The sequence below is a fragment of the Paenibacillus sp. JDR-2 genome, from assembly GCF_000023585.1.
Lineage (GTDB): Bacteria > Bacillota > Bacilli > Paenibacillales > Paenibacillaceae > Pristimantibacillus.
Genome location: NC_012914.1, coordinates 3,799,955 through 3,825,212 on the forward strand (window position 1 = coordinate 3,799,955; position 25,258 = coordinate 3,825,212).

Below are 25,258 nucleotides of genomic sequence, written 5' to 3' on the forward strand. Positions count from 1 at the left end.
AGTAAGCATTCTCCGGAAAAACAATCACATATATGGTTGATTAAAGTCTTGCCAACAGCTCCTTTAAAGTCCGGTCTGCCTCTCGCAACACGAGCGGTTTATCAACCGTCTTCATGATTCTGCTCTCCATTACGATCTGCCCGTCAATCATCACGGTATCCACATCGCCGCGCGTAGCCGCGTAGACGACTCTGGAATACCAGTCCGCATCAAACGAAGGATAGACATGGAAATCTTCCAAATCAAGCAGCTGCAGATCCGCAAACTTTCCGACTTCAATGCTGCCGAGTTTGTCTTCCAGTCCTAACACGTGAGCTCCGCCCATTGTCGCCATGCGAAGCACGGTCTTTGCGTTCATGACGGTTGGACCATGCTTTACCTTTTGAATAAAAGCCGTAAGCCGCATTTCCTGGAACATATCCAGATTGTTATTGCAAGGCGCTCCGTCCGCGCCGATGCCGATATTAATCCCTTCCCGCAGCAGCTCGGGAACCTGCGCAACGCCGGATGCCAGCTTCAGGTTCGAGCCCGGGCAATGCGTAACCTTAACGCCGCGTTCCTTGATAATCCGCTTTTCCTCTTCATCCAACCAGATGCTATGAGCCAAAATAAGGTTCGGTCGGGCGAGACCGATATGATCCAGATAAATCACGTTGCGCATGCCGCGTTCGGATTCGACGATCGAGATCTCTTCCCTGTTTTCCGACGCATGGGTATGTACCTTTACGCCGTATTGCGCGGATAAATCCCTAACTCCGATGAGAAGCTCTTCCGTACAGGAGACCACAAACCGCGGACAAAAAGCGTATTCAATCCGTCCGCCGGCTGCACCGTGCCACTTCTCCAGCAGCTCCACGCTTTCCTTCAGCGACTGCTCCGTTTTCTCCTGGAGCGGAAGCGGAACCTCCGTTCCGTAATCCATCATCACCTTGCCTGAGACCGCTCGAATCCCGCTCTCGAGAATCGCCTCAAAAGCCGACTCCGTATGATTGACGGTCTCCATATCGAGTATGGTCGTGGTACCGCTTCGAATCAGTTCTCCAATGCCAAGCAGCGCCGAATAATAGACCGATTCCTCATTATGCGCGGCTTCAAGAGGCCAGATCCGCTGTCTCAGCCAGTCAATCAGTTCCAGATCATCCGCTCTTCCGCGAAATAATGTCTGGCATAAGTGGATGTGCGTCTGAATGAAGCCGGGCAGCAGCACTTTACCTCCAGCATCGACGATGCGATCAATTTCATTTTCCTGAATATTCGGACCAATTTGAGCGATCTTGTTGTCTTTCACAAGCACATCGCCAATTAAAATATCATCTGATGCATTCATCGTCATAATGACGGCATTTCGGATCAAAGTCGAACTCATGTGTTCCGCTCCTTTGTTGTAGCGCAGTCGTTTAAAAAGGCTGGTTATGAATGTTCGTTAATTAACAGCTTGCGGAATAAGAAAGCGATCTTGAGCCTGAGAAGATCATTCATTTTCTTGAAATCTACCCCTAAGATTTCGCTCAGCTTCTCGATCCGGTAAGTAGCCGTATTGCGGTGAATATACAGCTTCTTTGCTGTTTCGTTTAACTGGCCATCCTGTTCCAAATAGGTCTCAAGCGTACGAAGCATTTCGTTGGCGTAATCCGGATCCTTGTTCACGAGTCCGCCCAGCCAGCGGTTGCAGAATGCCTCCATCCGGTCCTTCGATACATGCTCGAACACGATCGCCAAGTCCATTGTATCAAAGGAAGTAATCGATTGCCCGACACGCCATTCGGAAGCAAGCCTTTGAGTCTGCCTGCATTCGTCAAACGCTTCGTATAGCTGGTCCGCCCGTTTCTTCCGGCTGCTGACCGCCGCCCGGGGACTTTCTCCGCTCTCCCGCTGAATAGATGCAAAGCATACGTTTAATGCGGACACAAGACTATCTTCCGCTTGCCCATCATGTTCGGAAAAAACGGATAAAAGACCCTCTTCCATTACAATATGCATGCCTTTCAGTTCTTGAAGTTTCGTGTGGCTTAAAAAATCCGATTTCAGCTTCTCGAGCTTCTCAGCCCTTTGCGTCGCGGAAGCATGAGCAATATCGCTCAGTACGCAGACATAATGGCTTTGGAACACCTCAAGCTCCCAACGATCCGCGTATTCGACAACCTTATCTATCGGCAATCCATTTCTCAGGTAACGTTTGATCAGCACGCCAAAATCCTTTTGCACGGATAACTCGAAATAATCCTCGTAATTAAAATTCATTTGATAGGATAATAGCTCCGCCGCCTGCAGGTAGAGACTTTCTTCAATAGTAGACAGAAATAGCTGCGGGTTAAAAAACAAAACAAATCCCGTGCAGCGGGACTGCTTCATAAGAGGAATCCGGAATGCCTGCCACTGCTTGCTCTTCATCCACTTCTGCTGCTGCGGCCATGGCCAGCTGCCCGTTAATTCCGTATCAGCCACCTGCGAGCTGTTATATACGATCTGGCCCCTTGACCCGACAATCGCCATCGGGAATCCGATAATATCCGCAACCGAATCAAACAATTCGTTAATATGATCCGTCTTGAGAGCCATCCTCATAAGCCGGACCTGCTTGTCGAAAATATCCTGCAGCACGCCGGTATTGCGCCTGAGTTCTTCCTTGAACAAGCCGCTCATTTGATCGGAGAACGTGAACTGATAAGGAAGCTCTATAAGAGGAAACCCCAGCTCATTGGCAAAAGCAATTAACTGCTCGGGGATCGCGTCCCAGAATCGGCCTAGCTTGATCCCAAGGCCCGACGAGCCGCGCTGGTTCAGCTTTACTAACAGCTCCGTTGCATCCTGCGGATGGTCCTTAATCAGGTAGGCGGTCGTAAACAACATTTCCCCTTCCTTGATCCAATCGGTAATATCCGGAGCATCCATCACATTGACGGATTTTACGATCCGATTGCGCCCTGCTTTTCCGGCAACCAGCTTCCCTTCCGATAAAGGAAACACATTCAGCGCCTGTTCCACTGTCAAATGCATAGCGCGCACCTCCGATCACCTTGTAAACACATTCGTAATGTTACTTTATATAACATAATAAATCAGAGATTTCCTTTTATCAATAGTTATGTGAATATAATTAACCATATAAACTCTTAATCTCGTCATTAAATCTCTTAACAATCTTATATGCTGGTTACCCGCCTAAATATCTAACATATATATAACGCATTGAAACACAAAAAAATGCCGATAAAAGCGCATTTGCTTTATCGGCATTTTTTCTTATCTTCAATTATTATTTCCCTTGAGGCAATGGCAGGAACAGAAGGTTAATCGGCAGGTTGCTGCCGGACGCCGGCGTAAATACGATCGACACCGATTCTTCGGTATCTCCCGTCCGGTAAAGGACGCCTGCTTCGTTCGCATTGCTCAGGATGGTAGTATTCGTAGCATAGACCAGCTTATTGTTGATCAAGAACGCGCCGCCGTAATGACCGCCGCGCGGATTCAAGGCAATAAGCGTATGAGGCTGCACATGCCACAGATTCAGGACGTACAAAGCACCGTTGTTGCCGTCATTGGACATCGCGTCCCCCGTCAGTACATCAAAGCCGGACAAGCGGGTATCTACCACTTTGTCGGCTAGAATCATACGGGAAGGAACATCGCCAATAGTCTGCAGAACGTTAATGCTGCGGTTCGCTTGTTCGAAGGTACCGCGTACGTGTTTGCCGTCGCGAGGCAGAATCGGTAGCTGCGGAAGCGCCTGCAGCACGTCTTTGCTAGCATCCACCACGATAACGCTGAATTTGATTGGTGCGGAAGTCGTTACATCCGCATACAACGTAATGACGCGGCCATTCACAACTTCTTTGCTGCTTAACGGGCTAAGTACAACACGGCTCTGTCCCGCAGGAATGGTTGTTACCGTTCCAACCGGGTTTACGGTTCTCGACAGCAGGTAATTCGCCGTAGCGGCTTTGCCTGCTTGCGTTACGTAAGGTGCCGGACCGCCAAGGCCGATACGCTCATCGGTTACGGTAGCCGCCGTGGAGTTTTCGTTGGTTGCTACAATATAAACCTTAACCGGATTAGGACGGTTATTCTGGTTGTGGATCAAGAAACGGACATTTCCGTTTGCCGTATCCTGGTAGTAAATCCCCTCGTCGTTAATCATCTCAGGGCTGTTGCTGCGGATAAACGTTTGCTGACCGTTCGAAACAACGGTGTATGGCTGTGTAGGAAGCTTAAGTACGCTTGCACCGTCAATCGTGAATTTCTCGCCTTGATCCGTGTAAAGCTGATCGAACTCCTGCTTCGTATACAGCGTATCGTTCGTAATCGTAACCGTCTGCGAGAATTCGCTGGTAAGGCCATGCGCATCCGTTACTTTCAACGTTACCGTCTGTTCGCCTGGTTCGAAGAAAGCCTTAGCGTTATTGACCCATTCGCGTTTAGTAATCTTGTTCTCGTCATCGGAGCTGATATCATTGTATTGAATAAGTTCGCCCATTTTGTAATAGGACTTGTCCGTAGCAAAACGTGCTTCCGGCGGAAGATTCGGCGGGAGTACGTTAATGGTCACCGAATAAGGATCGCTCCAAACACCGTTTGCATCTTGGACCCACTTGGTTACCGTATACGTCCCTGCTGCTTCGAATACGGTTTGCTTGCCATCCCAACGTTCGTTAACGATGGCTGCGCCGCTTGGCGAATACGACATATCGCCGTAAGTTACTTCGGTTTGGCCGGCGTATACAACGCCAGTGGCAATGTTAAACTTGGCTACCGGTTTAGTTGTCCAAGTCAAGACAATCTTCTTCTGTGCCGGAATCGTAGACAAAGTCATCCCGAACGGCTGAAGCACCGAACGGAGCGGGATCATCAGACTTCCGTTTTGTACAAAAGGCGCACCCGTAAACGTTGCGCGAGTACCATTTACCGTATAGGAAGACTTATTCACCGCGTAACGGAGTTCGTTTGCTGTGCTGCGAAGTACATACTCTTTCTTGTTCGCATCATAGAGCACGGATCCCCCGAGTCTGCCTGCAATAGCAGTAGCGGAAATATAAGTCGTGCCTTTCAATTCGGTGAGCGGCTGTGCAGCCATGTAAAGCTTGCCGTTATGGTACATTTGTTTTGTTTTTTGAAGAAGAATTAATTGATTCTGACCGGTGGAAGCGCCTTGCGCCGCTACAGGTATAGCAAACAGCATCAATGCGGCAAGGACAACTAAGCTGACTTTCTTAAACATTGGATTCTCCTTTTCTCTTTGGGATGGTTTGAACAGACATAGATTAAACGCATCCCAGAGCAAAAGGTTGCACCGGACAGCCTACTTTTTTAAGGCTCCTGCAATATGTTCAAATATAAGATTACGAGATTTGACCGCTTCGTTCCGTCCTGCCAGTGCTTTTCGTAGCACAATGACCAATCGTTCTTCAGGCGCAACAAGCAAATATTGGCCGCCATGACCAAAGGCGAAATAGCAGTCAAACGCTCCATTATGCTCTGACGGAGACTGCCACCAATGGTACCCGTAAGCCCCGTAGATTGGCGGATCATAGTGAAGAAGTCCTCTATGATGCCTCTTTGTCGACTCTTGAACCCAGGAAGACGGGAGCAGCCTCCGGCCGAACCAATCTCCTTCCCTCAAATGCAAAAGCCCCAGCTTCGCCAAGTCCCTGCCGTATAATTGAAGACCGGTACCTCCTTCATTAATCCCTTTATGAGAGGTCCATTTCGCTTGGCGGAAGCCCATTGGCCGAAAGAGCCGGCTTGTGGCATAATCCAGCGCGCTTTGGCCCGTAGCTGCCGTCAGAATGGCGGATAAGAGATGGGAGCCTCCGGAATTATAGAGATAAGCATTACCGGGTTCACTTATCATAGATCTTTCCAGTACGAACCGGATAGGATCAGCAGCCCTTTTCATCTCTTTATAGGGCTTATCGAAATCCGGCCAATCCCAACCGGAGGTCATCGTCAGCAGATGCTTGATATGTATGGAGGAGTCCGGTACCCCTTCAAAATAATCCGCAATAGGCTGGTCTACGCTTTGGATATGACCGTCATGGATGGCAACTCCGATAAGCGCGGACAGCACGCTTTTGGTACATGATAAGAGCGGTCCCACCGAATCCTCGCCCTTGGCATGCCACTCCCAGGCTATTGCATCATCGCGCATAATAATGACGGAATTCATCTTCCATAACTCCAGCCATTCCTTCATCTGTTCCAGCTTCGATTCATCCAGATCCGCAACGGATGGCTCAACGATACGTAAATAAGGATCATCGGTTAAAGTTGTCATGCCATTCATCAGCCTTTCTGGTTCTATGAGGATGCATCCGCCGTATCCGATGCGGTATGGCTGCCTTCTGTACCTGCTTTTGGCAGCATAAACATAGACAGCAGCACCATGACCGACATGATGCCTAGGATCATAAAGATCCGGTGAAGGCTGTGCTCCAGCTTAAGCGCGTCAATCGCTTCCGTATTCCCGGTGTTTAAGAGCAGCCCAAACATGGCTATCCCCACCGTCTGTCCAAGCGTGCGGATAAAGTTGTTGCTGCCAACCGCCGCTCCGCGCAGCTCCCAGCTGACAGCCGAGGTTACCGCGACGGTAAAGCTTGTTAACGATAAGCCAAATGACAAGCCGGATAAGCATGTATAGATCATAAACAGCACGATCGAGGTGTGGGCGTTCATAAGCATGAAGCCGGCGCTTCCGGCAATGAGGAAGAGCGAGCCCGTTATCGCGATGCGGCGCATACCGTACCTGGCAATAAAATTACCGGCTAGAATGGCCCCAAGCGGCCATCCGATGGACAGCGGAATCATGGCCATACCGGAATAAGTCGCACTTTCGCCTAGTACGCCTTGAATCCAAAGCGGAAGGTAAAAGATCGCAACGACGTTAATGATGCAAATCAAAAAGCTGATTGCGTTTACGGCGCTTATCGTCCGAATTTTAAAAATCTTGAGAGGAATAATCGGCTCGCGCGATCGCTTTTCAATGTAGTAGAACAATGTCAGGAGAATTATAGCGGCTGCCGAAAGCAAGATAATTTCAGTCCTGGATTGAGCAGCATCAGGCTCGCGAAGAATCGTTAGCGCATACAGGAAAGCAAACATCCCTGCCGCAAAAGCTGCAATGCCGGGATAATCGATATGCCGCTTCTGTTTCACGGACACTTCCTTCATCGACACCATCAGAAGAACTAACGCTACGATGCCAAACGGAAGATTCATATAAAAAATAGCTCGCCAGGACACATAATCGACAAGCAACCCCCCCGCAAGCGGTCCGGTAATACCCGCGATGCCCCAAATACTCGACATCCAGCCCTGGACTTTAGCCCGTTGCTCGAATGGGTATAAGTCGCCGATAATGGTATATGGAATCGTGGTCAACGCTCCCGCTCCAAGGCCCTGAACCGCCCGGAACGCAATCAACTGCGGCATGGTGGAAGCGAGTCCGGACAACATGGAGCCCAGCAGGAAAATGCCCGCTCCCGCAATAAACATTTTTTTGCGCCCGAACAGATCGGACAGTTTGCCGTAAATCGGGGTTGTGATCACCGTTGCGAGCAGATAAATCGAGATAATCCAGCTGTATTGCTGGATCCCGTGCAATTCACCGGTTATGCTCGGCATTGCCGTACTTACGATGGTTCCTTCTATTGCTGCAAGGAAGGTCGCGACATACAAAGCAACGGTTACTGTACGTCTATTGGTTGTTGTACTCATTATTTCTCCTTTCCGTACGTCTTATGACTTGGTAAAAATGCGAAACACTCTATTATGATACTTGTTCGTGGAAAAGATCAATGCTTTTTGAGGTTTTTGGCAAAGTTCACAACCATTTCGACCTATCGGAAAGCCATATTTTATGTTAGCTTTATTAAAGCGCCTTTTTAATCAAATACGTTGATAATGTAAGGGATGAATAAACAGATGGGTTATGATTTTTTAGTATCCATTATAGATCAGTTCGGCTACGTGTCGCTTTTTTTGGTTCTGTGCCTTGGCTTAATCGGGCTTCCTGTTCCTAACGAAGTTGTCGTTATGACAGGCGGTGCGTTTGTTGCATCGGGTCTGTTAAGTCCTGTGCCGGCTTATCTAATGGTATTCCTTGGAATATGCTCGGCAATGACCTTTAATTACTCAATCGGCCGGTTCGCGGGCAGTAAAGTATTCGACTGGTTCATGAAAAAAAAGAACATGGATAAATTCATTCATCAGGCTCAAAACATGAGCGATAAGTACGGCGGCTTCGCACTAAGTATCGGCCTTGTTCTTCCCGTGCTGCGGCATGTGATGCCGTTTGTGGGGGGAACGAACAAGATGACTTTCAAACGTTTTATGTTGTTTGCATACCCAAGCGCCTTTGTATGGACGCTTATCTATTTTATCCTCGGTACTTTTGTTGGCGACCAGGTGCAAGCGATTGGCGATTCCATTGCCAATAACGGAATGATTGTTGTCTACGCGCTGCTTGCCGTTGCGGCAGGCGCGGCAGCCTGGCTGTACATTCGTAACCGCACCGCGAAGAAGAACGAAAAGGCTGGTCGTCCGATGTGATGAAATCTTTATCGAAGCAATTCGATGATGAGCGACCGCGATAAATGTAAAAAAACCTCCGGAACCCTGATTATGGGGAAACCGGAGGTTTTTTTATTTGAATTTCGGATCCAATTTCTCTTCCGCCGCGTTCACCAGGTAATCAAACAGCTCGTCATCCTCCTCGAGCATGTCCTCTACTGCCAGTAATTGATCCTCATCGCCCGATTCGTGAAGGAAAAAGAGGCCATAACCCCACTCCGTTCTCTTCCGGCTATGAATGGTCATTTCATATTGATTCGGCTTGCCGGCCATTTCGAATTGAATGCGGCCAACATAACCTTCTTCCTTCGTATAAGTCATTGAAGCGTCCAAAATTTTAACGTTATCCATTTGTTCTATACTTCCTTCCGATCATTCAATTTTGCGATTGAATTTGCTAAAAATAACCTGCCTTCTAATTGTATACGGTTTGCCGCATTCGTCAACAAATGTTCATCGCGGATAGGCACAATCTCATGGAACCCGTGATGAACGCCTATAGGCAACCTTGCATACTGTACATTACGGCAGCGTTCACCGAAGCCGTGTATCCCATGAGAGGGTGATTTTATGGCCATTGATTTAGTGGCGCTGCATTGGGTGTATCTCGTCTTTATCGTCGCGATTATCGGGTTTATGGTGATGCGCAGAGATACGTCGCTCATTTGCATCGTCGGCATCTTTGTGCTTGGCCTACTGGCAACCGAATCGCTGAGCGACTCGGTCAGCGGTGTGTTTAACAGTTTTATTTATGCCATTAAAGAACTAATGGGCACTATCCTCATTATATCCATAATTGTCGCAATGAGCCGGGTGTTGATCCGGACTGGCATAAATGAAGTAATGATTTCTCCGTTTGCCCGCTTCCTGCGGACACCTACCCTGGCCTTCTGGGGAATCGGCCTGATCATGATGGTCACCTCGTGGTTCTTCTGGCCATCCCCTGCCGTAGCGTTGATTGGCGCCGTGTTGCTGCCGGTTGCGCTAAGAGTTGGCCTTCCCGCATTAGGAGCCGCGATGGCGATGAACTTGTTCGGCCACGGCATTGCGTTATCCGGCGACTACATCATTCAAGGCGCTCCAAAGCTGACGGCCGATGCGGCTGGCTTGCCGGTTAGCGAAGTAATGCAGGCAAGTATTCCGCTTGTAATCGTAATGGGGCTCGTTACGACGGTTACGGCCTTCTGGATGATGCGCCGCGATATGAAGACCGGGAAATGGAATGACGGCATCATCTCCAAGGTGGAAGGCGATAAAGAGCTAACCGGCGAAGATGATCTTGCTTTCAAAAATGTGCTGTCCCACGGCACCAAGTTAACGCTTGCCATCCTGATTCCTGTACTGTTTGCCGTCGACGTTGTGACCATGTTCGTCATGGATTTGCAGGGCGGCGACGCGACCGCGCTTGTCGGCGGTACCGCGATCTTTATCCTTCTCATCATCACGATGCTCGCTCATAAGAACAAAGGCTTGGAAAAAACAACGAATTATTTGATTGAAGGCTTCCTGTTCGGCTTTAAAGTGTTTGGCCCCGTCATTCCGATAGCGGCCTTCTTCTACCTGGGGGATTCCGGCTTTACCGCCATTTTCGGCGATACGCTTCCTGCCGGCTCTCAAGGCATCGTCAACGATCTTGGCGTTGCCCTTGCGAATAATGTACCGGTGAATGGCGAGGTTGGCTCCGTTACGCTGACTTTAGTAGGCGCTGTTACCGGTCTTGACGGATCCGGCTTCTCGGGTATTTCGCTGGCAGGCTCCATCGCCCATCTATTCGGAGGGGCAATTGGTTCCGGGGTAGCCACCTTGACCGCTCTTGGCCAGGTCGCGGCGATTTGGGTAGGCGGCGGTACGCTTGTACCGTGGGCGCTTATCCCTGCTGCAGCAATTTGCGGCGTCAGCCCGTTCGAGCTGGCGCGACGCAACCTAAAGCCCGTTATTATCGGTCTTTGCGTTACAACCGTTGTTGCTATGTTCCTAGTCTAATTAAGAAAAAGGATGATCCATTTGGCACATAGCCATCGGGATCATCCTTTTGCTGTTTACAAAATAATAAAGGCAAACACAATCGCAAGAGCAAAACGGTAATATGCGAACCAGGACAAGCTAAGACGCTTGATCAGGTTCAGGAACGTTACAATCGCGATCATCGCAACGATGAAAGCAGCAACGAATCCGATAATAAACAGCGGAGCGTCCGATGCCGTCAAGAACTCGCGGCTCTTGATCAAGTCGATACCGCTGGCTCCCGCCATAATAGGCACCGATACCATAAATGTAAACTCAGCTGCCGCCTTTTGGCTTGCGCCAAAGAACATGCCGCCCGAGATCGTCGAACCGGAACGGGAGAAGCCTGGCCACAAGGCGAGAACCTGGAACATACCGATTGCAAAAGCTTGCTTGTATGTAATGTCATCCAGCTCTTCCGCGGTAACTTTCCTTTTAATCCGGTCAGCTACGATCATAAGGATACCGCCTGCAACGAGACCGATAAGCACCGTTTCGGGGCTGAATAAATAATCTTTGATAAATCCGTGAAACAATACGCCCACTACTCCGGCAGGAATCATGGCAAGCACAAAGTGAATGGCGTTAACGCCCGATCCTTTTCTGAAATCGAATTTCAGCAAGCCTAAAAACTTTCTCCAGTACAACACGAGGACGGCAAGTACGGCGCCAAATTGGATTACAACCTCAAAGACTTTCGCGCGGTCATCCTGGAAGTTTAACAAATCTGCTGTCAGAATCAAGTGGCCTGTTGAAGAGACAGGCAAAAATTCCGTAAGGCCTTCAATGATGCCCATAATAATGGCATTAAATAAATCTCCCAAATGTAATCCTCCATCTCCTAAATTTTCTTTCGCTTATTTTTCTGAGTTAACCAACCTTAATATCATAGCACAAGGAGGAGACAAGCGAAAGCAACCAACGTTTTAGGAGAAAAGCCGCATTCCGGACAACCGGAATGCGGCTCGTTAGTCCTTATTCATTAACGAGGTTAATGATATTAACGATGATTTCAATCTTTCGGATACGATGCCGTTCCTTCTCGCGAATAATAAAGGTCAGCTCTTCGTAATCCTGAGGCACCCCAACCTGCAAATCGGGATATTGGTTAAACAGCCAGCCTCCGATCGAGTCCACGTCATGGCTTTCCAGATGGGAGCCAAGCGCTTCATTCACCTCGCTGATTAATGCTTTGCCGTCTACAATAAAACGATTCGGCTCGATGGCATCAATTTCCTTCACCTCGTCGGCATCGAATTCGTCACGAATCTCGCCGACAATCTCCTCAAGGATATCCTCGATGGTGATTAACCCCGAGGTCCCGCCGTATTCGTCAAGCAGAATTGCGATATGCACCCGCTCCTGCTGCATTTTCCGGAGAAGCTTTTTGATCGGCATCACTTCAGGAACCGACATAACCGGCTGCAGCAGCGTAGCAACATCGGTCTCGTCATTGCCGAAGTACTGCATGAAGAACTGCTTCGTATTGATGATGCCGATAATATTGTCCTTGCTGCCTTTCGCAACCGGGAACCGCGTATATTGCTCGCGACGGATAATCGAGATGTTATCGACTTTCGAATTCTCGATAAACAAACAAACCATGTCGGTACGCGGCACCATGATCTCTCGTGCCAGACGTTCGTCGAATTCGAAGATCCGGTTCACGTAGCTGAGCTCGCTTTGGTTGATTTTTCCGTTCTCGAAGCTTTCCGACATGATGCTTTTGATCTCTTCCTCCGAATGAGCCTCATGCTCGCCCGTCGGCTTGAAGCCCATCAATCTGACGATGCTGTTGGCAGAGCCGTTAAGCAGCCAAATAAACGGAAACATCACCTTATAAAAAACAATAATAATTGGAGCGGAGGTTAAGCTGATCATCTCCGGTTTAATGATTGCAACCGTCTTTGGCGCTAACTCGCCTAGTACGACATGAAGATAGGTCACGACTGCGAAGGATATAATAAAGGACAGCACATTAACCAGATTTCCGCCGATATGCAGACTGTGAAACAAAGGATCCAGCAAGTCATGAACGGTTGGTTCTCCAAGCCATCCTAAACCCAGCGCGGTAATCGTGATGCCTAACTGGCAGGCGGACAAATAACTGTCCAGATGCGTAATTACATTTTGCACCGCTGCCCCGTTTCGGACGCCTTCCGCGACCATTTGGTTTACCCGGCTGGGGCGGAGACGGACAACTGCGAATTCTGTTGCTACGAAGAATGCAGAACAAAATAGCAGCACCGCAAACAAGATCAGTTTCAGAACCATAAGCTTCTCTCCTCGGCACTGTTCGTAATTACATGTATTTTACCCTTCCCGGCCGATCATGAATCCTGAAAAAATAAACCGTATCCGGATCATCATGACCCGGATACGGTTTATCCACCTGTTTCTTATTAATAGCCGACTTCCACCGACGCATTAACGATATAGATCAGATCGTTCTTATCTTCCTTATCCGGCAGAACAATTCCGCTAGTTGTCATCATTCCGCCATCCATAATCTCCACCGTGACCTGACCGTAAGGAAGCACAGCCTTCACCTGCTCCACATCCAGCAGTTCCTTGTCACAAGGAACCGCGAGCTTGACATGGACCTTCATATTGTCCAAAGTCCCGCCAGGCAGGACCGAACGCAATCCTGGCATCGAATTATGATGAATCGCGTTCTGAACCGCCCTTACCGCGGCTTTCGTTACGTTCTGACCATGCAGATCGCAACCCATGCCAATCTCGATAAAAAATAATTTGTCCATTGCCTTCCCCTCCGTTACCAAGGTACGTCGTCATCCTGACCGGATGCTTCTTCCACATACGGCTGTATAGCCGGTTCTTCTTCCTTGACGTTTGTTCCGATTATCGGCAGGAGTTGCTCGAGGTCCGGAGGCAGAAGCAATTCGACAGGCGAGACCCCTTTCTCGAACTGGAAGGCATCTCCTTCGATGACGGCGACATAACGTCCATTATGTTTAGCGAAATGCAGCGTCATTCCGAAGTCGGCCAGCAGCCCTTTAACGGTTACGCCGCCAAGCTTGAACGAAAACGGCAGATCGGGCTTTTGCTCAACAAGCGCAGCCGAAGCCGTACTCACCTGTTCATGCGTCCAATATTCCTGAAGCTCGCGCTTCTCGCTCGCTGCCCATACCTCGATAGCATTCTCTTCCTCGCGTCTTTCCACGCTTTCCGGCTCGGCTTGCCACTTATCCTCCATATACTGCTGGACCATGCCAAGCACCTGCTCCCCCATTACCTCAGGAAGCGGCTTCTCGTAGGATACAAACTTCAGGAAATCTTCGAAATAACGGGCATGGGAAGCCTGATGGATTTTAAGCTCCCAATGGTCGAGCGAGCCTTCCTCCGGCATATGCGGATACTGAATCGACTTCATACCGCGCGCGCTGATCGCCATTTCGACATGGGAGATCAGGCTTCGTTCATCCGAAATGCGCGCAATCTTTGGCTCGAAATCGCATTTAAGCAGGAACAGGAACGGCTCGTCGAAATACGTATTGAGCTTTGCCCGCGCAATGATAAAGGCTCCGCCCCGAACGGCCGTCGTATCCATATAGATATGTACCAGCTCGTCGGCGATCCCGATGAAGCGCTCTTTCGAATCCGCGTCCCGCAAGCGTTGGAACAGGTTATAGTTCTGGTTGCTTCCCAGCTCGTAACCCGGCTCAACCATGAAACGGCCGATTTTCGTAGGCGCATTTTCGGTATTTGGGTTGCGCTCTACTTTTCTTTTTACAATCCGCGTAAATTCCCCGTCGAGAAACCGTTTGATCTCGCTGTCTTCATAATCGTCTTCCTCCAGCGTTTGAAAATGCTTATACCGCTTCGTGGAAGAGCTGTCTTCGCCATCTGTTACGATGACAAAGAAAGAGAGATATTCCATTCTGAAATCCACTTTTTAGTTTTCCCCCATGACTTAGGCTTATTAATCCTTCTGAATATACGGAGCCTTCTGATAGCTGTAAGCCGGCTTCAGCTCCGAATTGTCAAATCCGCGATGCCATACCGGAGTCGTAGACGGCGACATCGGCGGGATGAGCCATGACCAACGGCCGGTTAGCGGCCGTCCGTTATTTTGCTCCTGCTGGGCGAATCGCATGAACTGTTCCGCTGCCGTATGATGGTCCACAATGCTCACTCCGTGTTTTTTGAACGAGTGAATAACCGCGACATTCAGCTCAACAAGCGCACGGTCCTTCCATAACGACGTATTGGTCGACATATCCAGTCCCATCAGCCGGGCAACCTCGGGAAGCTTATTATATCGGTTGAAGTCCGCCAGATTGCGTGCCCCTATTTCCGTCCCCATATACCAGCCGTTGAACGGTGCAGCCGTGTACGCAATGCCGCCGATTTCCAGCTTCATATCCGATATAAAAGGTACCGCATACCATTGCAGCGCCAGTTCCTCAAACCGTTCAATTTCGGGATGAGACAACGGTACTTCCTTCGCCAGTCCTTCCGGAAGCTCGTACCAGCTTGGAGGATCGTTATTCACCTGAATTACGATCGGCAGCACGTCAAATGCGGTTCCCGACCCTTTCCAGCCCAGAGCTGTGCATACCCTGGTAAAATCCAAAGATGCCGGATCCCCCAGAATTCCGCTCTCCGTTTCATAACCTGCGTACCGCACAAGCTGATGGTTCCAAATCCGGATCTGCCGATCCCCGCATTGCGGAGCGAATACCGTAATGGTCGGACGCACACGCCCTTCGTTTGTCGCATATTTAATGTGATTAAATATTTGCTCTGCCATTTGGTCGGAGTCCTGTAAAGAACGTGCATCGACGACTTCAAGGGATTGCCAGAATAACCGGCCGATACAACGGTTGCTGTTCCGCCAGGCCATCCTCGCTCCATGCCGAAGCTCCTCTAACGTATGTACATAATGGCCCTTACTCTCAATCGACTGCTCTATTTCCTTCAGACGGCACAATGCTTCAATTTCCGTCTTCCCCAGCTCGCTATAACAATTGGCGATAAACTGCTCCGCCTCTTTATACAATTCTGTTGCAATCATGCTCCCACCTGCTCTCTATCCAACAACTTTCTTCTTACGATAACGTATTTTGGAGGAGCATGCCACCTTGCCAGGGCGTGAAATAGAGGCGTTCACTTATTGTTCATGGTTTCATTTAACCAGCCTGTCACAATTGCATGTATTAGGAATTCGCCAAAAGAAAATCGCCTTCTCCCTTGCGGCAGGAAAAAGCTCATGTAAGCTTCTTTCTGTCCGAACGGGAAACAGGCGATTTAGTCATCTTTTCTTACTCGCTTTTCTGACGGCCAAGCACCAGAAGAACGGTAATTAAAATAAAAGCAGTCAAGGCCATCAGCGGAATTGTGATGAAACCAAGCCAGTTCAGATAATCGTAATTACATGGAATACCCGAGCGGCAAGGCATCATTTCGCCTACCTTCGGAAACCAGATTTCGAAGTTATGGTAAATCGAGATCAGCATTCCGATGATGCTAAGCGGCAATACATATCCGATGATGCGGCGGTCGCCGCGGTAAGCCGCGATCCCAAGCAGAATGACCTGAGGGTACATAAAAATTCGCTGGTACCAGCACAGATCGCAGGGAATGAATCCGCGGATTTCGCTAAAATACAAAGACCCGCCGGTAGCGACTAAAGCGACAAGCCAAGCCATATACAAACCATATCGCTGAAACCAGCTTTCATAGATTTCGGATTCGGTTGTCGTTGTCAAGTTTCCTACCCCTTATTCACAGCTTCGTCGATTGCCGCTTTGATACTCGCGTAATCAAGGTTGCCGGCATATTGGACGCCGTTAATAAAGAGCGTTGGCGTGCCCGTTACATTAAGCGGGCCTACTTTTGCGTTGTCTTTGTTCACTTCGCTTTGATACGTTTTATCGTCGATATCCTTCTTCAGCTTGTCGAAGTCAAGCGTAAGCTTCGCATCCTTCGCGAGCTGAACAAGGTAGTCCGAGGTTGCCCATTTGGTCTTCTCGTCCTTCTGATTATCATAGATCGTTTTGTAATAAGTCCAGAACGCTTCGTCGCCACCTTGCTGTTGCACAGCCTCGGCAGCTAAAGCTGCAGTCGTTGAGTCGGGACCGATAAAGGTATAATTCGCGAAATACAGTGCCGCTTTACCCGTATCAATAAAGTCCTTCTCCAGCTGCGGTTCTACGTTTTGCGCAAAATACTGACAAATCGGGCATTTGTAATCGCCGAACTCGACAATTTTGACAGGAGCTTCCGCATTACCCTTAACCGGTAGGCCGGTATAATCGATATCGTATACCTTGTTTACAAGATCAGCCTGCTGCTTCGATTGATGATTAATTCCTAAAATGATAACTACGATTACGGCTACGATCGCCAGCGTCAAAACAATAAGCGACTTATTGGATTGCTTCCTCACCGGCTGCTTGTATGTGCCTTGTCTTGGCCGCTGCTGCTTGGCCTTTGCTTTTGCTTGAGTGCCCAAACTTGTCCATTCCTCCCCGGCATTCGCATAATGTCCTTGGCCGTATCCAGCACCAGACACAATTTCCAGTGCCTGGTGCTGATGATATGCCTGTACTTGTGACCAGTGTAGTTACAACGGGCTTTAATGTCAATAACAAGCTGCGACATGACGAAATACTGTCATATTTGAACGGCTATACTTCATTAATTAATGTCGTTAAAGATTCGCGATGAAGCAGCTTCAGCTTATGAAGGGCACGCGTGCAGCCTACATATAAAAGCTTGGCATCATCCTGCGTATACATATCGGCTCCGGCGTCCGCAATTAATACCGCGTCAAACTCCAGCCCCTTTGACAGATAGACCGGAACGACCGATAGCCCGCCGCCGTACTCCGGCTGCTTACTCTGGACAAGCGACGCTTCAAGCCCTTCGCGAACCAGATAATCATGCAGCTCCGCGCATTGCTCCGCGGTACGGCCGATAACCGAAATCGTTTGGAATTGGCCGTCAGCCTGCCACTCACGGATAGACTGCGCAATCTGTTTCTGCCATGCGGCTCGGTCCACCTGCACGACCTCTACCGGATCGCCGCTCCGGAATACCGGTACGGCCGGCTTTACGCCGCCGCCCATCGCGCCAAGGATCCGGTTAGCGAATTCGATGATTTCCATTGTCGAACGATAGCTGCGGTTCAGCTCGAAGAAGCCGGTCTGTTCCTCGTTAAAGTGCTGGATCAGCTCCGTCCAGCTGTTAATTCCTGCGTATGCATGAATTCCTTGCTGAAGATCGCCCAGAACCGTCATCGACGGCGTTCGTTGGCATAGCTTTAGGGCTTCCAGCTGGAATGGCGAGTAATCTTGCGCCTCGTCAATTACGATATGATCGTAAGCCGGGATCTTTAGTCCGTACAAACGGAGATGAATATAGACAAGAGGTGCCAGATCCTCCGCTTCAACCACGCCATCCTTTAACGCAGCCGCCGTAGCTGTTGCGATAGCCTTCGGAATGTCGGAAACGGCTTGCTTGCCTTGAAATAATGCGGAATATAGCTGCGGTGCCGTGTAGGATGGGATCTTTTTCGCAAAGGCGGTGAGCTTGGTCTGCGCTTTGGCGCGCAGCTTCTTATCCACAACCTTGCGAAGCTTAAGCTCCGATTCATACCAGCGGCGGATACGGTTCACGAGCCGGTCGCGCTTCTGCATCAATGTCTCGTCGCCGTAATCCGTCTCATACCATTCCTTCATTTGCTCCGGCTGCAGCACAAGACCTGGCAGCGGTTCAAACGGGATTACCGGAACGATCCGCTGCGCCAGCTCTTCAATCCGGGAGTCGATTGCTTCTTTGAAGGCAAGAGAGCCTTTGATTCGGCCCGGCGCATTAGCCATCTCTACCGCCGAACGATGCTGCTCGAACCAGTAAGCCAAGGCATCCGACGCGCTTCTCAGCTTCACCTCATGCTCTAACAGCTCAAGCGACCAGTCGGCAAACGTCGTCTGCAAAATATCGCCGACTCCAAGCTCCGGAAGAACGCCGGAAATGTAATCCAGAAACATCCGGTTAGGTGCGAATATAATCATCCGTTCCGCTTTTACCCGGTCAGCGTATTGATAGAGAAGGAACGCGAGACGGTGAAGGGCTACCGTTGTCTTGCCACTGCCGGCTACCCCTTGAATGAACAGCGCTTTGCTTCGTTCCGACCGGATAATCCGGTCCTGTTCATGCTGGATCGTCGAGACGATATCCCGCAATTTGTTATCTTTGTTCTCGCCCAGGCGGTATAAGAGGAATTCATCCGTTACGGACTCTTCTTCCTTGCCGCGAACATAACTGTCAACCATGCGGACAAGCTCGCCCTGCCGCACCATAAAATTGCGTTTCAGATGCACATAACCATCGATATCGCCTTCCGGCGCCGTGTATGTAGCCGCATCCTCCCCGCCCGTAAAAGAATAGAACAAGCTGGCTACCGGCGCACGCCCAATCGATGACAAGCAGCTCGTTGCTGCCTTGCTTGGCAACGCCTGCCTTGCCGATATACAGCGGCTTCTTCTCGCCTACCGGCAGCTCTTCGAAATCAATCCGCCCGAAATAAGGCTCGCGGAAAGCAACCTCCAGACGCTGTTTGCGCTCCTCGCGCTGCAGATCGAGCATCTGCTCCGTAAAATCATCGCCCGTATAACGGGGACCAATGCCTGCCAGCTGACTCTTGATATCGTCGAGCGACCGAGCCAGCCTTTCTTGTTCTTCTTGATAGGCACTTTGAACCGTGGTCATGTCAGTTACCTCCTAAAAAGAATTAATGCACAGTAGACTTCGATACAGTCAACTACTGTGATTCTTACCCCGAAAGCATAAACTAAGAATAATATTGTGGTTTGCAAAAAACGAATAACCAATATACCACAGGACAAATGCCTTAAGCAACGAAATTGAAATTCATCCCGATCAATCCCGCCAAATAATAAATGACGACAAGATTAAAAATGAACAACAACGGAATTCCAACCCGGAAAGTGGTATGCTTCGTTTTGTGCCGCCATACCTGCATGCCGATCCAGGCCCCTAACGCTCCGCCGATTGCGCTTACTCCAAACAGCCTTTTTTCCGGAATGCGCCGCTTCTTGTGTCTAGCATAGCTTTTGTCCATTCCCATCATCGCAAACGCGGTTATATTAATGACAAGCAAATAAATAATCAACAGTTCCATTCTCGTTTCCCCTTCTTGTAGCTTATCACGTACGCGGCTTCACCCGGTTCGTTGGCTGCGCCGCATACGGATCATCCGGCCAATAATGCTTCGGATACCGTCCCTTCAGGTCTTTCTTTACTTCGAAATAGGCTTCGTTCCAGAAGCTTCTTAAGTCTCTGGTCACCTGCACCGGCCTTTGGGAAGGCGATAACAGATGAAGGGTCAATGGCAGTCTTCCGCCAGCAAGACGAGGCGTCTCTTGCAACCCAAACAGCTCCTGAAGCCTGACGGCAATAAAAGGCGCGTCCGGATCGCTGTAATCAATCGGAATCCGCGAGCCGCTAGGCACCGTCATATGCGTTGGCACCTGCTCGTCAAGCTCTTGACGCTGACCCCAAGACATCAGTCCTTCCAGAATCTGCACCATGTTAAGGCGCTGCAAATCCGACTTGTTCTTCATGCCGTACAGATGCGGCAGCAGCCAATCGTGAACGGTAGCAAGCAGCGCCGCTTCGGATACATCCGGCCATCCGCTGTTATGGCGCGCCATCAGCTGCATTCTTGCCTGCAGCTGCCGAGCGGCCTTCGGCATCGAGAGCAGTCCAAGACCAGCGCTTGCGATGCCGTCTGCTAGCGCTATTGCAATCTGCTCCGGCGATGGCTGCTGTATAGGCGTTTCCTTCAATATAATCGAGCCTAGCCGGACACGTCTTCGCGCGCGCACCGCCTGCGCTCCGGAATCCCATTCCACGCTCTCTTCTACTTGAAACTGTTCGCCGGCTGCCTGCTCCAGCATATCCAGATCAAGCTCGGCTGCCAGGCGTATGCGGCTTTCGCTGCCCGCATCGTCAAGCTCCGCCGCAGCCAAAAAAGCAGACCGCGACAATGGCTGAAGCTCGGGCAGCGCGGCACCGCGGCCATTCGCCAGCAAATAACGGCCATCAGCCCGTCTTTGCGCGATTCGGTCCGGGTAAGCCAAAGCAATCAGCAGCCCCGCATAGGAAGTCCCTTGCCAATTCCAATTACCCTTACGCTCAATGGAATTATTCGTCACCATCTGCCGCCACTGCTTTGCCTGTGCTTTAATCCGCTGCACGGCACCGCGGTCAGCCTCCATTCTACCGCCTGCGCCGTATAGAGCTTCAAGCCGAAGCGCTACATCAACATTCCGCTCGTGAGGCAATAAGTCACGCTCGCTAAGCAAACCGGCCAGCTCGCATGCTTCAGGCAATAGATTCAACTCCTCTGCCTTAAGCAGCATAAAACCTAGTCTCGGATGAAGGCCAAGCTTGGCCATTCGGGTTCCCCGGCTTGTTATGCGGCCATCCTCATCGAGAGCTTGAAGCAGCTTCAAAAGCTCAAGCGCCTGTCGGTAGGCAGCCTGCGGTGGAGCATCCAGCCACATCAATTCGCCAGGTTCCGCAGTCCCCCATGCAGACAGCTCCAGAGCAAGCGGGGCCAAATCCGCCTCAAGCAGTTCCGGTTTGTTATGCTGCGGTAAATAGGGATGCTCCTGCTCCGTCCACAGCCGGTAACAGACGCCAGGCGCAAGCCGTCCTGCCCGGCCCCTGCGTTGATCGGCCGAGGCTTGCGAGACAGACACTGTCTCGAGGCGCGTCATCCCGGTGCGGGGGGAAAACTTCGGAACCCTCATTAGTCCGCAGTCCACAACGATACGAATCCCTTCAACGGTTAAGCTGGATTCCGCGATGGAAGTCGCCAAAACCACCTTACGCTCTCCCGGTTTGCAGGGAGCAACAGCCGCATCCTGCGCCTCCAGCGGGAGATTGCCATGAAGCTCAGCGATTCGGACAGAGGAAGCAAGACCGGATTGCATAAGATGGCCTGCCGTTCGCCTAATCTCTCCAACGCCGGGAAGAAAGACTAAGACATCACCTTCATTCTCTCGAATAGCCTCTACTATTGTAGAAGCAGCTTGCGATTCAATCCTGCCTTCAACTCTTGTGCTCCGGTAAATAGTCTCTACCGGATAGGCACGTCCACTGCTTTGGATAATCGGCGCTCCGCCAAGCAGCTCCGCGACAGGCTCCGCATCCAGCGTGGCTGACATGATGAGAAGACGAAGATCCTCCCGCAGCAGCGACTGGGACTGCAGGGTTAAGGCCAGCCCAAGATCCCCATGAAGATGGCGTTCATGGAATTCATCGAATAGAACGGCTCCAACCCGTTCAAGCGCCTGATCCTCCTGCAGCATGCGGGTCAAGACCCCCTCAGTTACTACTTCAATTCTCGTTTTGGCGCTTACTTTAGAATCTAGCCTTACACGGTAACCGACGGTCTCTCCGACTTGTTCCCCCAAGGAGGCAGCCATATATTTGGCAGCGGACCTCGCGGCAAGCCGGCGGGGCTCAAGCATCACGATTTTCCGCCCGTCCAGCCATGTCTCTTGCAGAAGCGCCAGTGGAACGCGGGTAGTCTTGCCTGCTCCAGGTTCTGCGACAAGCACCGCGTTTGTTCCGACCCGCAAGGCTTGCAACAGCTCCGGCAGTACGGCATCAATTGGCAGTTGCTTCATAAATTATACATTCCTTCGCGTTTAATTAACCTCGTTAAATATATAATATTTAATATCATTAAATATTATTGTTAATGACATGAATTATCTTACTATCCTGATCATTTGAACTACCGGCCGGTTATCTCCGGTTAAAGTTTTTTCCGCCGAACGAAGCTGGGACGAACCGTCCCCGTCAAGAAAGATCCCGTCAACCAGCATGCCTCTCCCTACCTTTTCTAAGATCGCATCGCGAAAGGACTGCAGTGACCCCTTCGAGCTGCTTACAATCAAATAGAGCACTCCCTCACGGTCGTAGACGGCCGCCGAACGCAATCGATCATCGTCCGGGTATGGCGCTTGTTCCGTCTCGACCTGCTCAAGCCAATTCCGATCCTGTCCGAGACTCATGCTTATGCCGCCTTGCGCCCAAAACCTGGTGTGGTCCATAACCTTCAAATCGGCTGCTTGGCGTACCACCTGCACGGACAGCTTGTCCGAAGCTCCATCCCAGACCAGTGTTCCTCGGGCATATTTGACATTCTCCGCTCCCGAACCATAATCATCCAGAGCCCCATTGACCGGCAGTCCGTCTACTACGGCGATGCTTAGCAGGGAATTTTCATAAAAAAACCCGCCGTTTACTCCGTAAAAAGGCGTTAAAGAGATGTTGTTTTGAATGGAGGCCAGAGTGATGTTCGACGGTTTTGTTTCCAGCACGTGAAGCTCCATGCCGTTTGATGCTTCAAGCTCTTCATAGATATAGGCAGACGGAGCATAGGCATCCCGCTTCGGCCCTTCGCTTTTCACCTGCATGGCATAGATCATCACAGCAAACAGCAGTCCTAACAATAGAAAGATACCCGCCATTATCCCGGCAATTTGCAGCTTTCTTTTCCTATCCAAGACCGCAACAGATGAATTCTCCATGAAAGACCCCAATCCTTAGAATTGTTTTTCTAATCAAACCAGCCTTTTCTGCGGAACCAGATGTACATAGCTATACCAATCATGACCATAAATCCGATTAAGCCAAAATATCCCCAGTGCCATTTCAGTTCCGGCATATTCTCGAAGTTCATACCGTAGATCCCGGCCAGAAACGTCAGCGGCATAAAGATCGTTGTAATGACGGTTAACGTCTTCATGATGGCATTCATCCGGTTGGCATTGTAGGACATAAAGCTGTCGCGCAAATCCGCGGTCATCTCTCGCGAGGCATCGGTCATTTCCGACAGCTTCAGAAGATGGTCGTAAACATCCCGATAGAACGCCAGATAACCGTTTAACCCTTCAATCCGTTCCGTATTCAGCGTACGGTAGAGCAAATCCCGCATTGGCAATATCGTCTTTCGGAGTCGAAGCAGCCGGGAGCGAATGTTGAAGATTTCGTCCATTGTCATTTGATTGGTGCTCTCGCTGCCGCTGCCGATCTCCATATCAAGCACCTGCTCCTCCAGCTCTTGAACGGCAGGGAAATACTGATCAACCAACTGGTCGATAACCATGTAAGCCGCAAATAAAAAGCCGTCGTTCCCCAGCTTGGAGGCAGCGTGTATTTTGACCCACGCCTCGTTAATTTCTTCCGAGTTTTTTACGTGATAGGTCACGATAAACCGGGGGCCAATAAATAAATTGACCTCCTCCACATCCAGGCTGCGCGGATTAACCGAATGCAGCACGAAAAAATGCGTATCGTCATAGTGGTCCAGCTTTGGCCGCTGCAGCAGATGACAGCAGTCTTCAATCGCCAGCGGGTGGAAATGAAAGTATGTATCGAGAAGCTTTGTCTCCGAGGCTTCCGGCTCGCTGAAATCGACCCAATACCAGTCAAGATCAAGTTTTTTTAAATCATCTAACGCGATGTCGTTTACCCATGTTTTTTCTTTCGTATAACCTTTTATCCGAATCATAGCCGAATCCTCCAACGTAATAACCGATTCTCTTATTTTAACGCGTAACAGCCATTCTGTAAAAAAGTTGCGCCGTTCAAAATAGTCATGCTATCATCGGTGTCAATAAAGGAGAGTCGATCGATATGTCGAATATACGCGGACGCTTCGCTCCTACTCCGTCCGGTTTAATGCATGTAGGCAACGCCTGGGCAGCGCTGCTCGCCTGGCTGCAGATCCGCAGCCAGAACGGGCAATTCGTATTGCGGATGGAAGACATCGACGGTCCGAGATGCCGACCGGAGCTAGCTCTGCAGGCACTTGCCGATCTTCGATGGCTGGGACTTGATTGGGATGAGGGACCCGATGTCGGAGGACCCCATTCTCCTTATACGCAAAGCGAGCGTATCCCCCTCTATGAAGAGGCGATGGACAGGCTGCTTGCAAGCGATAGGCTTTATCCATGCTTCTGCAGCCGAGCGGAGCTGCTTGCGGTTGCCAGCGCCCCTCACGGATTATCCTCCGAGGGTCCTGCATATGCCGGTACATGCCGGCATTTGACTCCGGAACAGCAGCGGGAACGGCGCGAAGTCAAGACCCCCTCCCTGCGGTTTAAAGTGGACGAGAACAGAGCGATTGCTTACGAAGACGGTATTGCAGGAACATTGCAATTCCCGCCGGGGGTTGGCGGCGACTTTGTGGTCCGCCGTGCGGACGGCATTATCAGCTACCAGCTAGCGGTCGTTATCGATGATGCTGCCATGAACATGACAGATGTTCTGCGCGGAGCAGACCTGATGGATTCTACCCCTCGCCAGCTGCTCTTGTACGAAGCGCTAGAGCTTCCTGCTCCCCGATTCGCCCATGTGCCCCTTTTGATGGGAGAGGATGGAAAAAGGCTGGCCAAACGGCATGGCGATACCTCAATTGCCGGTTTAAAGGAAGCTGGCGTTAGGCCCGAGCGTATTATAGGCTGGCTAGCTTTTCTTGCCGGGCAAACGGACAGATTCGAGCCTATTGCAGCGACCGAGATCATTGGGCAATTCAATCAGAGCCGAATACCCAATGAACCGATTACGATCCGCGAGACCGTGATGAAGCAGCTGTTCAATTAAACGGATCGGCAAAAAA

22 protein-coding genes are annotated in these 25,258 nt (G+C 50.3%); 3 read left to right on the top strand and 19 right to left on the bottom strand.

Features of this window, described 5'->3' with window-relative positions:
• Nucleotides 1–40 precede the first annotated feature (40 nt).
• The 5 genes from PJDR2_RS16780 to PJDR2_RS16800 form a co-directional block, all read right to left on the bottom strand.
• Entirely contained in the window at nt 41–1,366 is a 1,326-nt protein-coding gene (locus tag PJDR2_RS16780; RefSeq protein WP_015844905.1) for a 5'-deoxyadenosine deaminase, read from the bottom strand.
• Between the two features lie 44 nt (nt 1,367–1,410).
• Nucleotides 1,411–2,997 (bottom strand): PucR family transcriptional regulator, encoded by a 1,587-nt coding sequence (locus PJDR2_RS16785; protein WP_015844906.1) that lies wholly within the window; start codon nt 2,995–2,997, stop codon nt 1,411–1,413.
• A 259-nt stretch (nt 2,998–3,256) separates the two neighbouring features.
• A complete protein-coding gene (locus PJDR2_RS16790) occupies nt 3,257–5,215 on the bottom strand; it encodes a stalk domain-containing protein (protein WP_015844907.1) in 1,959 nt (652 codons plus the stop codon).
• Between the two features lie 81 nt (nt 5,216–5,296).
• Complete coding sequence (locus PJDR2_RS16795; protein ID WP_015844908.1) at nt 5,297–6,271, bottom strand: serine hydrolase domain-containing protein; 975 nt, start codon at nt 6,269–6,271, stop codon at nt 5,297–5,299.
• Nucleotides 6,272–6,294: 23 nt separating this feature from the next.
• Nucleotides 6,295–7,710 carry an MDR family MFS transporter gene (locus PJDR2_RS16800; RefSeq protein ID WP_015844909.1) on the bottom strand — a complete coding sequence of 472 codons (1,416 nt, stop codon included), beginning with the start codon at nt 7,708–7,710 and terminating at the stop codon, nt 6,295–6,297.
• Between the two features lie 207 nt (nt 7,711–7,917).
• Between PJDR2_RS16800 and PJDR2_RS16805 the strand changes: the two genes are divergently transcribed.
• Nucleotides 7,918–8,544 (top strand): DedA family protein, encoded by a 627-nt coding sequence (locus tag PJDR2_RS16805; protein WP_015844910.1) that lies wholly within the window; start codon nt 7,918–7,920, stop codon nt 8,542–8,544.
• 93 nt (nt 8,545–8,637) lie between these two features.
• Here PJDR2_RS16805 and PJDR2_RS16810 read toward each other — a convergent pair whose 3' ends face one another.
• On the bottom strand, nt 8,638–8,916 hold the full coding sequence (locus PJDR2_RS16810) for a hypothetical protein (protein WP_015844911.1): 279 nt from the start codon (nt 8,914–8,916) through the stop codon (nt 8,638–8,640).
• A 219-nt stretch (nt 8,917–9,135) separates the two neighbouring features.
• On the opposite strand from PJDR2_RS16810, the gene PJDR2_RS16815 reads away from it, so the two are divergent.
• Entirely contained in the window at nt 9,136–10,548 is a 1,413-nt protein-coding gene (locus PJDR2_RS16815) for a hypothetical protein (protein WP_015844912.1), read from the top strand.
• A gap of 56 nt (nt 10,549–10,604) precedes the next feature.
• Here the strand turns inward: PJDR2_RS16815 and bacA are convergent, their stop codons facing one another.
• The 13 genes from bacA to corA all read right to left on the bottom strand — a co-directional run bounded on the left by bacA (nt 10,605) and on the right by corA (nt 24,148).
• On the bottom strand, nt 10,605–11,393 hold the full coding sequence (bacA, locus tag PJDR2_RS16820; protein WP_015844913.1) for an undecaprenyl-diphosphate phosphatase: 789 nt from the start codon (nt 11,391–11,393) through the stop codon (nt 10,605–10,607).
• Nucleotides 11,394–11,544: 151 nt separating this feature from the next.
• Nucleotides 11,545–12,843, bottom strand: a complete 1,299-nt coding sequence (locus tag PJDR2_RS16825; protein WP_015844914.1) for a hemolysin family protein — start codon at nt 12,841–12,843, stop codon at nt 11,545–11,547.
• Nucleotides 12,844–12,971: 128 nt separating this feature from the next.
• Nucleotides 12,972–13,331: a Lin0512 family protein gene (locus PJDR2_RS16830; protein ID WP_015844915.1), complete on the bottom strand. Its 360-nt coding sequence runs from the start codon at nt 13,329–13,331 to the stop codon at nt 12,972–12,974.
• A gap of 14 nt (nt 13,332–13,345) precedes the next feature.
• Nucleotides 13,346–14,482: a DUF3900 domain-containing protein gene (locus PJDR2_RS16835; RefSeq protein WP_041613490.1), complete on the bottom strand. Its 1,137-nt coding sequence runs from the start codon at nt 14,480–14,482 to the stop codon at nt 13,346–13,348.
• Between the two features lie 30 nt (nt 14,483–14,512).
• Entirely contained in the window at nt 14,513–15,607 is a 1,095-nt protein-coding gene (locus tag PJDR2_RS16840) for a nitric oxide synthase oxygenase (protein ID WP_015844917.1), read from the bottom strand.
• A gap of 247 nt (nt 15,608–15,854) precedes the next feature.
• Nucleotides 15,855–16,301, bottom strand: coding sequence for a disulfide oxidoreductase (locus tag PJDR2_RS16845; protein ID WP_015844918.1), 447 nt, complete (start codon nt 16,299–16,301; stop codon nt 15,855–15,857).
• Between the two features lie 5 nt (nt 16,302–16,306).
• Nucleotides 16,307–17,047 (bottom strand): DsbA family protein, encoded by a 741-nt coding sequence (locus PJDR2_RS16850; protein ID WP_190276155.1) that lies wholly within the window; start codon nt 17,045–17,047, stop codon nt 16,307–16,309.
• Between the two features lie 175 nt (nt 17,048–17,222).
• Nucleotides 17,223–18,896 (bottom strand): HelD family protein, encoded by a 1,674-nt coding sequence (locus PJDR2_RS16855; protein WP_322597438.1) that lies wholly within the window; start codon nt 18,894–18,896, stop codon nt 17,223–17,225.
• Nucleotides 18,862–19,305, bottom strand: a complete 444-nt coding sequence (locus PJDR2_RS33745) for a hypothetical protein (RefSeq protein ID WP_322597419.1) — start codon at nt 19,303–19,305, stop codon at nt 18,862–18,864. Before PJDR2_RS33745 ends, PJDR2_RS16855 begins: the two co-directional genes overlap by 35 nt.
• A gap of 142 nt (nt 19,306–19,447) precedes the next feature.
• Nucleotides 19,448–19,738, bottom strand: a complete 291-nt coding sequence (locus PJDR2_RS16860) for a DUF1294 domain-containing protein (protein WP_015844920.1) — start codon at nt 19,736–19,738, stop codon at nt 19,448–19,450.
• A 25-nt stretch (nt 19,739–19,763) separates the two neighbouring features.
• The gene (gene hrpB / locus PJDR2_RS16865; protein ID WP_015844921.1) at nt 19,764–22,256 is read right to left on the bottom strand and encodes an ATP-dependent helicase HrpB; all 2,493 of its coding nucleotides are present in this window, start codon (nt 22,254–22,256) and stop codon (nt 19,764–19,766) included.
• An 84-nt stretch (nt 22,257–22,340) separates the two neighbouring features.
• Nucleotides 22,341–23,165, bottom strand: a complete 825-nt coding sequence (locus PJDR2_RS16870) for a hypothetical protein (RefSeq protein ID WP_015844922.1) — start codon at nt 23,163–23,165, stop codon at nt 22,341–22,343.
• Between the two features lie 29 nt (nt 23,166–23,194).
• Nucleotides 23,195–24,148, bottom strand: a complete 954-nt coding sequence (gene corA, locus PJDR2_RS16875; RefSeq protein ID WP_015844923.1) for a magnesium/cobalt transporter CorA — start codon at nt 24,146–24,148, stop codon at nt 23,195–23,197.
• 125 nt (nt 24,149–24,273) lie between these two features.
• Between corA and gluQRS the strand changes: the two genes are divergently transcribed.
• Complete coding sequence (gene gluQRS / locus PJDR2_RS16880; protein WP_015844924.1) at nt 24,274–25,242, top strand: tRNA glutamyl-Q(34) synthetase GluQRS; 969 nt, start codon at nt 24,274–24,276, stop codon at nt 25,240–25,242.
• Nucleotides 25,243–25,258: the final 16 nt, after the last annotated feature.

What these genes read in the sequence shown, in the direction of transcription:
- PJDR2_RS16780 (WP_015844905.1), bottom strand. Translation starts at nt 1,366, where the DNA reads ATGAGTTCGACTTTGATCCGAAATGCCGTCATTATGACGATGAATGCA.
- PJDR2_RS16785 (WP_015844906.1), bottom strand. Translation starts at nt 2,997, where the DNA reads ATGCATTTGACAGTGGAACAGGCGCTGAATGTGTTTCCTTTATCGGAA.
- PJDR2_RS16790 (WP_015844907.1), bottom strand. Translation starts at nt 5,215, where the DNA reads ATGTTTAAGAAAGTCAGCTTAGTTGTCCTTGCCGCATTGATGCTGTTT.
- PJDR2_RS16795 (WP_015844908.1), bottom strand. Translation starts at nt 6,271, where the DNA reads ATGACAACTTTAACCGATGATCCTTATTTACGTATCGTTGAGCCATCC.
- PJDR2_RS16800 (WP_015844909.1), bottom strand. Translation starts at nt 7,710, where the DNA reads ATGAGTACAACAACCAATAGACGTACAGTAACCGTTGCTTTGTATGTC.
- PJDR2_RS16805 (WP_015844910.1), top strand. Translation starts at nt 7,918, where the DNA reads ATGGGTTATGATTTTTTAGTATCCATTATAGATCAGTTCGGCTACGTG.
- PJDR2_RS16810 (WP_015844911.1), bottom strand. Translation starts at nt 8,916, where the DNA reads ATGGATAACGTTAAAATTTTGGACGCTTCAATGACTTATACGAAGGAA.
- PJDR2_RS16815 (WP_015844912.1), top strand. Translation starts at nt 9,136, where the DNA reads ATGGCCATTGATTTAGTGGCGCTGCATTGGGTGTATCTCGTCTTTATC.
- PJDR2_RS16825 (WP_015844914.1), bottom strand. Translation starts at nt 12,843, where the DNA reads ATGGTTCTGAAACTGATCTTGTTTGCGGTGCTGCTATTTTGTTCTGCA.
- PJDR2_RS16830 (WP_015844915.1), bottom strand. Translation starts at nt 13,331, where the DNA reads ATGGACAAATTATTTTTTATCGAGATTGGCATGGGTTGCGATCTGCAT.
- PJDR2_RS16840 (WP_015844917.1), bottom strand. Translation starts at nt 15,607, where the DNA reads ATGATTGCAACAGAATTGTATAAAGAGGCGGAGCAGTTTATCGCCAAT.
- PJDR2_RS16855 (WP_322597438.1), bottom strand. Translation starts at nt 18,896, where the DNA reads ATGGTGCGGCAGGGCGAGCTTGTCCGCATGGTTGACAGTTATGTTCGC.
- PJDR2_RS33745 (WP_322597419.1), bottom strand. Translation starts at nt 19,305, where the DNA reads ATGACCACGGTTCAAAGTGCCTATCAAGAAGAACAAGAAAGGCTGGCT.
- PJDR2_RS16860 (WP_015844920.1), bottom strand. Translation starts at nt 19,738, where the DNA reads ATGGAACTGTTGATTATTTATTTGCTTGTCATTAATATAACCGCGTTT.
- hrpB (WP_015844921.1), bottom strand. Translation starts at nt 22,256, where the DNA reads ATGAAGCAACTGCCAATTGATGCCGTACTGCCGGAGCTGTTGCAAGCC.
- PJDR2_RS16870 (WP_015844922.1), bottom strand. Translation starts at nt 23,165, where the DNA reads ATGGAGAATTCATCTGTTGCGGTCTTGGATAGGAAAAGAAAGCTGCAA.
- corA (WP_015844923.1), bottom strand. Translation starts at nt 24,148, where the DNA reads ATGATTCGGATAAAAGGTTATACGAAAGAAAAAACATGGGTAAACGAC.
- gluQRS (WP_015844924.1), top strand. Translation starts at nt 24,274, where the DNA reads ATGTCGAATATACGCGGACGCTTCGCTCCTACTCCGTCCGGTTTAATG.